The sequence below is a fragment of the Candidatus Dadabacteria bacterium genome (assembly GCA_026705445.1).
In the GTDB taxonomy this organism is placed as follows: Bacteria; Desulfobacterota_D; UBA1144; order Nemesobacterales; family Nemesobacteraceae; genus Nemesobacter.
In genome coordinates, this window is sequence record JAPPAR010000030.1 from 1 (window position 1) to 7,931 (window position 7,931).

Annotated in this window: 5 protein-coding genes; all 5 read right to left on the reverse strand. The window is 48.1% G+C overall.

The window, feature by feature from the left end; all coding sequences use genetic code 11:
* Positions 1-211 precede the first annotated feature (211 nt).
* Complete coding sequence (locus OXG75_06810) at positions 212-1,999, reverse strand: serine protease (protein MCY3625681.1); 1,788 nt, start codon at positions 1,997-1,999, stop codon at positions 212-214.
* Between the two features lie 122 nt (positions 2,000-2,121).
* A complete protein-coding gene (locus OXG75_06815) occupies positions 2,122-2,883 on the reverse strand; it encodes a fumarylacetoacetate hydrolase family protein (protein MCY3625682.1) in 762 nt (253 codons plus the stop codon).
* Between the two features lie 105 nt (positions 2,884-2,988).
* Positions 2,989-3,729 carry a tRNA pseudouridine(38-40) synthase TruA gene (gene truA, locus OXG75_06820; GenBank protein ID MCY3625683.1) on the reverse strand — a complete coding sequence of 247 codons (741 nt, stop codon included), beginning with the start codon at positions 3,727-3,729 and terminating at the stop codon, positions 2,989-2,991.
* 21 nt (positions 3,730-3,750) lie between these two features.
* Entirely contained in the window at positions 3,751-4,686 is a 936-nt protein-coding gene (locus OXG75_06825; protein ID MCY3625684.1) for an ABC transporter permease, read from the reverse strand.
* 60 nt (positions 4,687-4,746) lie between these two features.
* The gene (locus OXG75_06830) at positions 4,747-7,689 is read right to left on the reverse strand and encodes a S41 family peptidase (protein ID MCY3625685.1); all 2,943 of its coding nucleotides are present in this window, start codon (positions 7,687-7,689) and stop codon (positions 4,747-4,749) included.
* Positions 7,690-7,931 lie beyond the last annotated feature (242 nt).

Here is a 7,931-nt window from a genome sequence, read left to right on the forward strand (position 1 = left end):
CATGGCTGCTGACCCTAAAAACCCTTCCATATCCCTATGCGGTGAGAAATGCGGGCTAGGCAATGTTCATCGAGCAAAAAAAACAACTCAACAATACTAATACCTTAAGGGCTCCGGTTTGAAAAGGGATGTCCGCTACTCGAAAAGCCTATCACAGCCCTATGTGTTCCGGTTGGGTGCGGAATGTCGTTACGCTCAGGCGGTCTGCTGTTTATTCGGGGCAGTAAAAACCATCTTCTGTTACAAACCTTTTCATGGTTTCGGAATTAGGCCCCTCCGAGAAATCCTGTGCTGTATAAACCGGAAGGCGGGTGCGGATTACTAGCGGTCCGGGTTCAATCCACTCTCCTTCTTCCGGCTCCCTGCCGAAGGTCATTGAACTCAGAGAGACTACTTCGCCGTTTCCGTCTACAATTGGACCCCCGCTCATGCCGCTTGCAGTAAAATGGGAGAGAAATTCGGATACGTACGTTCTTGCCCGCATGTAAACGGCTCCGACTCCCTGCAGGGGACCTACGCTGTTGTATGCATAGCCGGAACCGATAACGACAAGCGGGTCTCCGCACTTAAGCGAAGGGGAGTCGGCTATCCGGAGCTTTGGATATTCTGAAAATGCGTTTGCTTCACCCATTTTTATAATCGCGATGTCACATCCTTGGTCCTTAGTCTCCTGATACTGGATTTTTGAAACAACTCCGTCATAAACCCTGCCGTCTTCTGTGGTAATGTCTGCCCTGTTGCCTTTCTTTTTGGCCAAGTGTCCTACGGTGACGACGGTATTATTGTTGTATATGAATCCGGAACCGTTTATTGGGCTTCCTTCGTGAATAACCCTGACTGTGACGGTGGCTTTGCGTGCTTTTTTATATTCTGTGTTCATAAGCTCGAATTGATCAAGTGGAAACGGGCTGTACTTATCGCCGAACTCATGTCCGGTTTCTTGCCACACATTATCTCTGTAATCACCGGCGTCATGAGGCTTTTCAGAACTGGGGATCATTTCGTAAACTTCTTTCAGTTCCTCGATGTTCGGTCCGTAGGAAAAGGAATCCGGGTCCGGTTGATCAAAAGCATAGATCCAGAGATTCTCCGGCGGCGAGGTGGAAACCTGAAAAGGCATGGCGCCAAACAAGTCCCCGACTATACCTTCGTAGTCGGATTTTGTCGCGGATACGATGGAAACCACTTCTCCATTTTCGTTGAATATGGGCCCTCCGCTCATTCCTCCAGATATTGGCACTGCGTGATACATCCTTTCGGCATTGCAAAATGTTTCACAACCTTCTTGCTGGCAATCTTCAAATCTATAATAAGGAAGCGGGCACCCCGTGTACTCGCTGCTTAACTCAAGTGCCGGTCCCGCGGAAACTGCCCATCCGCCGAGGCCTCTCAGTACGCTGGCCCCGCCCATAGCCATCAGAAATTCGTTTCTTAAGGGTTTTCTGTCCGCTATCTTCATGGGAACGGCGGAAATTTCTTCTTCAAGGCGTAGTAACGCCAGATCGGTTCCCTCAGTCTCTCTCCGGTCAATATGTTCTACTTCCGCTTCAATAGTATGGCCGTCAAAAGTGTGTATGAATACCCTTTCTTGCCTGGGCACTATTCCCCCGAAAGTGTGCGCGGCTGTAACAACATATTTTCGGGCAATAAGCCACCCGGTTCCCAGTGCTTTGTAATGTGATTTATTGCCTTCTCTGACTTCAATCTCGAATATGGAGCGGCTTACTTTTTTTGCTATATCCTTATGCTTTTTTGTGGGAGATATATCGGTGCCGTAGTTGCGGAAGTTCAAATCACGGCTGAACCTCTTGGGATAATAATTCTCTCTTTCGTACCCCGTCCGCTTCTGTTTGTTTCTCTGGGGATCAAGATCGCATCTGCCTACGGGGGGAGAGGTGTAATCCGAACCACCACCGCCACAGGAACCGGCCCCCATAGCGCCAAGCACAAGGAGGGCGAGGGCAAAGATTCTTAACGATACATATTCTGTCGGACGCATAGGCTGTCGATCCCTGTGCTAAACTCCCCTGAAAAGAGATTATCGAAGTTAGTGTTGCACTTTAAAGTTCAAGTGGTGTAAAGATATGCGGCGTTAACCCGCGTGCCATCTGCGGACGGGCACTAAAGGCTGACGCGGTTTTCAAGTTTTCCGATCCCCTCAATTTCAACTTCCACTACGTCCAGCGGCTTCATGGGACTTACCCCTGAAGGAGTTCCAGTCGCTATCATGTCTCCGGGAAGAAGTGTCATCACCCCTGATATGAAGCTTATGAGTTTCGGAACGCTGAATATCAGGTTTTTCGTGCTTGAATCCTGTTTTATCTCACCGTTCAGAAAAGTTTTTATCCGAAGGTTTCCAGGATCGACTTTCGTTTCTATGAAAGGACCCACGGGGGCAAAGGTATCAAACCCTTTGCCCCTTGTAAACTGTATGTCTTTTGCCTGAAGGTCCCTCGCCGTCACGTCGTTTATGCAGGTATATCCGAATACGTACTCAAGTGCCCTCTCTTCCTCGACCATGCGCGCCTTTTTCCCTATAACCACTCCGAGCTCCCCTTCATAATCCACCCTTTCTGACATGTGCGCCGGGTATTTTATCTCTTCGCGGTGGGCGATTACTGCAGTTGAAGGCTTCATGAAAAGCATGGGATCTTCTGGGGGAGTTCTTTTCATCTCTCTCGCGTGGTCTTCATAGTTAAGCCCCACCGCTATGATTTTTGTTGGAAGACACGGGGCAAGCGGTTCGATGTCTGTGTAGTTGTGTTCCGTATTCGTTACCGACCAGTTTCCGAAGATGTTTCCTTCTATCTCGAAAACCGCCCCGTCGATATATTTTCCGAACACGGGTTTTTCCTGGCTGTTTCTGAATCTTAGGAATTTCATTGAGTGCTTGCAAAAACCGGGACTGTTAAAAACTTGAAAAGGTTTTATTTCACCCCCAAGAAGGATACATAAATGTTGCGGAAACTGAAATCAAATAACACGGATTCAGTAGATAACTTTTTTGAGAAACAGTCCACTGGGGGGAGCGGTAAAAACATTTTTCGTCTTTTTCCCCTCAGCAAGTATCTGCCCGAATCCCTCTGGGCTAAGTTTTCCCTTTCCAACTTCTACAAGTGTTCCCGTTATCATTCTCACCATTCTTTTCAAGAACCCATTCGCCTCTATTTCAATCAGTATTATTCCTTCGCGATTTTTCCTGACATGTACCTCTTTTACGGTGCGTACCGTGGTTTTCACGGTTATGTCGGCCGTGGCGAAGACTGAAAAATCATGGTCTCCCTCAAGATGGGAGATGGCTTCTTTCATCTTCCCCATATCAAGCTTTTCGGGGATATGCCAGACCCTGTTTCTCTGCAGGGCGGGAGGATTCGGTCTGTTGAAAATCCTGTATTCGTAAACCTTGCTTCTGGAGCTGAATTGCGCGTGAAAGTCCTGGGGCACTTCTTGGGCTCTGATGATCGATATGTCGCGGGGAAGGGTGGAGTTAAGTGCTTTTCGCAAGGTTTCGGAATCCAGTTGCGTATCGGTGAGAAAACTTGCCACCTGACCCATTGCGTGCACACCGGTATCCGTTCTTCCCGAACCGGTTATCTTAACACTCTCCCCTGTGATCTGCCGTAAGGCGTCTTCTATGGTCTTCTGTACGGTGGGAAGATCACCCTGGCACTGCCAGCCGTGGTAGTCCGTGCCGTCATACTCGATAATTATCTTTACGTTCTTTCTCATCTCCGTCTGCTCTTCTTGCCATCAGGCGACCGGTTCCTGCTTTCTAAGTTCTATTCTCGGGTCAAGTACGGCGTAGAGAAGGTCAACTATAAGATTCGCTATTACGAGCAGAAGTGCGTAGACGATCGTTATTCCGAGCACAACGGAGTAGTCCCTATTTGCCACGGCGAAAACGAAGAACCGTCCCATTCCGGGTATCGCGAATATATGCTCTACGACAAACGACCCCGTTACCAGATATGCGGTCAGGGGACCGAGTACCGTTACTACCGGTATAAGCGCGTTTCTCAGGATGTGCTTTGTGAATATCTCCGTTCTTCCAAGTCCCTTCGCCCTAGCGGTTCTTACGAAAAACTGGCCCGACACATCGAGCATGTTGGAGCGGACAAGCCTTGAGATATAGGCAAACGGGGCCAGACTAAGGGTAATCGCCGGAAGGACGATGTGTTTCGGCTCTCCCCACAGAGCGGCCGGAAGAACTCCCCATCTCACGGAGAAAAGATATATGAGTGCGGCTCCTACGACAAAGCTTGGAACTGATACCAGGGATGTTGAGATAAGTACGGAAACGATGTCATGGATGCTTCTTGGAAAAAGCGAGGAAATCATTCCAATTGCTGTTCCCATGAAAAAGGCAAGTACAAGGGACACCAGCCCCAGTCCCATCGAAACCGGCAGCGTATCCTTTATTATGTCGGTAACAGGTCTGTCCTCGTACTTGTAGGAAGGTCCAAAGTCCCCGCGAGCCATGTTCCCCATGTAGATCAGGTATTGCTTGTGCAGCGGCTTGTCCATGTGATACTTTTTCTCGATATTCTCAAGTATGTGAGGAGGAATGCTTTTCTCGGCGTCGAAAGGGCCTCCGGGAAGCACTCTCAGCAGAAAGAAGGTTATGCTTGCGACCGCGAGAATCACTGCTGCTCCGCTCAGGATTCTGAGGAAAAGAAATTTAAGCATTGCTTTATTCCCGGGACTTCATCCGTTGTTTTCAATGCGCGTGCGGTACATATCCGGAGTTCAGGAGAGATCTCTTCTTATGGCAAGGGCTTTTCTGGATGTCATCCCCTTTTCGTCCTTGGCCACTATGGTGAAAAGATTCATTCCTTCCTCGAGAGTTAAGGGAAAAAGCAGGGGAACGTTGTTTTTCCCCGGTGTAAAAAGCTTTACCTTGTCGTCTTTTTTCCAAACCGAGACGCTCTCTATGCGGTCAGTGTCCCTGACCGATCCTTCCACTGTTATCTTGGAAGCCTCCGTGGACATGGGGAAATCCGAAATCATGATGAAAGGAGGTTCTTCAAAGGTTTCTTCAAGAACTGAAATCCCCTGCCCTGCGCCGTTGATTCCGTTCTCATCCGACGCTTCACCGGACGGACCATCATAGCTTGCCCGAGAAACCCTGATGGCTTTTTCTTCAACCCAGCCTGCTAGAGAATTTTTCCCCTCAACCCGTATCCATCGCCCTGAAGTACCGAGAATTTTTACCATGGAATTTTTCTGTGCCACAGCCACTTCGGGGGCAGCAGGGAAAGTTCCCCCAAGTATGGAACTTGAGTCCTTGAACAGGGCAGTTTTCTTTGCGGAAGTGGCGAAAAACGGTCTTTCCTGCTCGGAGACAGGCAGGATTATTTTCTGTGTTTTTATTTCCCGGAAGTCCTCATCCATTACGAGAAGCTCAAATTCCGTTTCACCACCTTTCCCGCTCTGCCTGAAACGAAAAGGCGCAAGTCTGGTTTCCCCTGGACGGAACTTTTCAAGCTCAACTCTTCCTTTCTCAAGAAACACGTCGTCCCCCGAAAGATTCTTAAGAGTCGCTACCGTCTTTTCAGATGTTCCATCTCCGGTGTTTTTCAATTTTATGTTGAGTACTATGGTTTCCTCAAGTTCCGCATGGCCGTTCCCGTTGCCTTTGCTTCCGAATCTCCCGTCGTCCACTACTTCGTGGTTATGGGAGTAGACGGGACGCTTGTCCGCCACGGTTTCTACGAGCAGGTTCTCTTCCGTAAAGGTTTTGTTCCCTGAACTCGTGAAAATGAGCTTGATACTGTCCTCTCTGGTGGTGACCCATTTGGGAACGGAAAATTTGACTCTTGAGATTTTGCTCTGCCCGGGGAGCAGTTTCCCGAACAGAAGCTCTCCATCGCTGTAAATGCGGTTCTCACAGTCGGTAACAGCGCTGAGCCTGTATATCGGGTCAGGGCCGGAATTTGTCACCTTTATCTTAAGAAAACTTTCTTCCCCGGCCCGGAAAGCTGTTTTCGAGGGAACCGTTTGGACCGATACGGAAGGCTTTTTTGTTTCACCGGCAGACCAGTCGATTCCTGTATTTTCAATCCGTCTTCTGATTTCTTCAAGCTGGGCGTTGGAAAAATCTGTAGCTGTTGCATACATCTGTTCCCTAGTTTCCGCCAGGAGCATCCTTCTTGAAAGTTTTACGTAAAAATCATTCTTCAGTCTCTCAAGTTTCTGTGCTTTCGTAAGCGATTCGTCCGGCTGGATCTCATCCTCGTCTTCTTCTTGGGGTGCCAGCCTCTCGTCGACGTACTTGATCGTGAATTCGGGGATTGGCATATACGCCTCTTCTTCCCCGTTTTCTCTTTTTTCGGGCAAAGGGTTATAGACGACTTTATCTTCGGTTATCACTGATCCTTGAAGAAGAATGTCGGGGGTTATGCCGCTATCCTGGATGGAGATATTGCCCGGGGTAAGATACTTTGCTATTGTGAGTTTCAAAGCGGCGCCGTCTTCGAACTCGAAAACCTTCTGGACCGATCCCTTGCCGAAGGATCTTTTTCCTATCACGAGTGCTCTTTTGTTGTTTTTAAGCGCCCCGGCTACTATTTCTGACGCACTTGCGCTTCCTTGATCCACAAGCACTATCACTTTCCCCTTGTACTCAGGTTGCTTTGTCGTCGCTCTGTAGGTTTTAGCATAGTCCCTTGCTTTAGTTGTCATTATCGTTCCCGAGGAGAGGAAAAGGTCGGCTACTTTCTCTGCCTCTGAGAGAAGACCTCCGGGGTTTCCTCTGAGATCGAGGATTATTCCGTTAATTGGATAAGAGCGGCTGCTTACCTCTTTTTTTAGATCCGAGGACGTGTTTTTCTGGAAATTTCTTATTCTCAGGTAAAGAATATCGTTTTCAAGGTCAAACCCTTCGACGCTTTCTATCTTTATCGTGTCTCTTACTATCGAAAACTTCTTGGGCTTGGAAAATTTTTTTCTCGAGATAAGAAGGTTTACTCTGGTTCCCTTCTTACCTCTTAGTTTTCCTACGGCTTCGAGAAGAGGCATGTTTATGGTCGACTCGTTTTCTATCTGCACGATCCGATCTTTGGTTTTTATCCCTGACCTGTAAGCCGGCGTGCCTTCTATCGGAGATATGACGGTCAACTGGCCATCTCTTATACCGACCACTATTCCGAGTCCTCCGAAACTCCCTTCGGTGTCTATGAGAAACTCCTTGTAGATATCCGGCGGGATCATCGCGGAGTGGGGGTCAAGAACCTTCAGCATGCTGTCCGATATGGAATATTCTATGTTTTTGACGGTGCGGTCTTCGGTTCCTGTGTTAGAAAGGACAAAAGACACGACTTGGCCCAGAGTGCTCGTGACGTCGTTTGGGGATGGTGACTCTCTTTCCTTGAATTTCTTTGTCTTTTCCTTTACGTGAACGGCGAAGACATTGCCCCGGTCTTGTGGAAATTCCACCAGCACGTCGTCAAGGAAGGTTTCAAGGCTGGAAACCCCTTTTTCAAGCATTTTCGCATAGTCGATCTTGTTTTTGTCCAGATAAAACTTGTTTACGTGCTTAAGGGTGTCTTCGGCAATTTTTATGCTCTGACTGTTGTATTTGCGGTCAAGACTGACTGGTTCGGCGACAAGAAAAAAAGATAGGACGATGATGGTTCCCAAGGCAAGCGCCAAGTACCCGTTTTTGAGAAACCTAGGGATTTTTTCAGACAATTCAGATCACCGTCCCGGAAACTCTATTATCAATCATAAAGCGGATTATATCAAACCGCTTTGTTTAAGGGACTGGCGTAGGAAGGAAGGGAAAGACAAAAAATAACGGGCAGAGAAAATTCTTGTGATTCCCTCTACCCGTTATTGGTAAATCAGCTAAAAATATAAACCTTAGCCTGGTACTCCACCGAGAGGATTCCACTTCTCTGTAAGCAGAAGCATTCCCGGTATCAACAGGGTCA

Bases quoted from the DNA above. Each gene is read 5' to 3' on its own strand.
- OXG75_06810 (MCY3625681.1), bottom strand. From the start codon at position 1,999: ATGCGTCCGACAGAATATGTATCGTTAAGAATCTTTGCCCTCGCCCTC.
- OXG75_06815 (MCY3625682.1), bottom strand. From the start codon at position 2,883: ATGAAATTCCTAAGATTCAGAAACAGCCAGGAAAAACCCGTGTTCGGA.
- truA (MCY3625683.1), bottom strand. From the start codon at position 3,729: ATGAGAAAGAACGTAAAGATAATTATCGAGTATGACGGCACGGACTAC.
- OXG75_06825 (MCY3625684.1), bottom strand. From the start codon at position 4,686: ATGCTTAAATTTCTTTTCCTCAGAATCCTGAGCGGAGCAGCAGTGATT.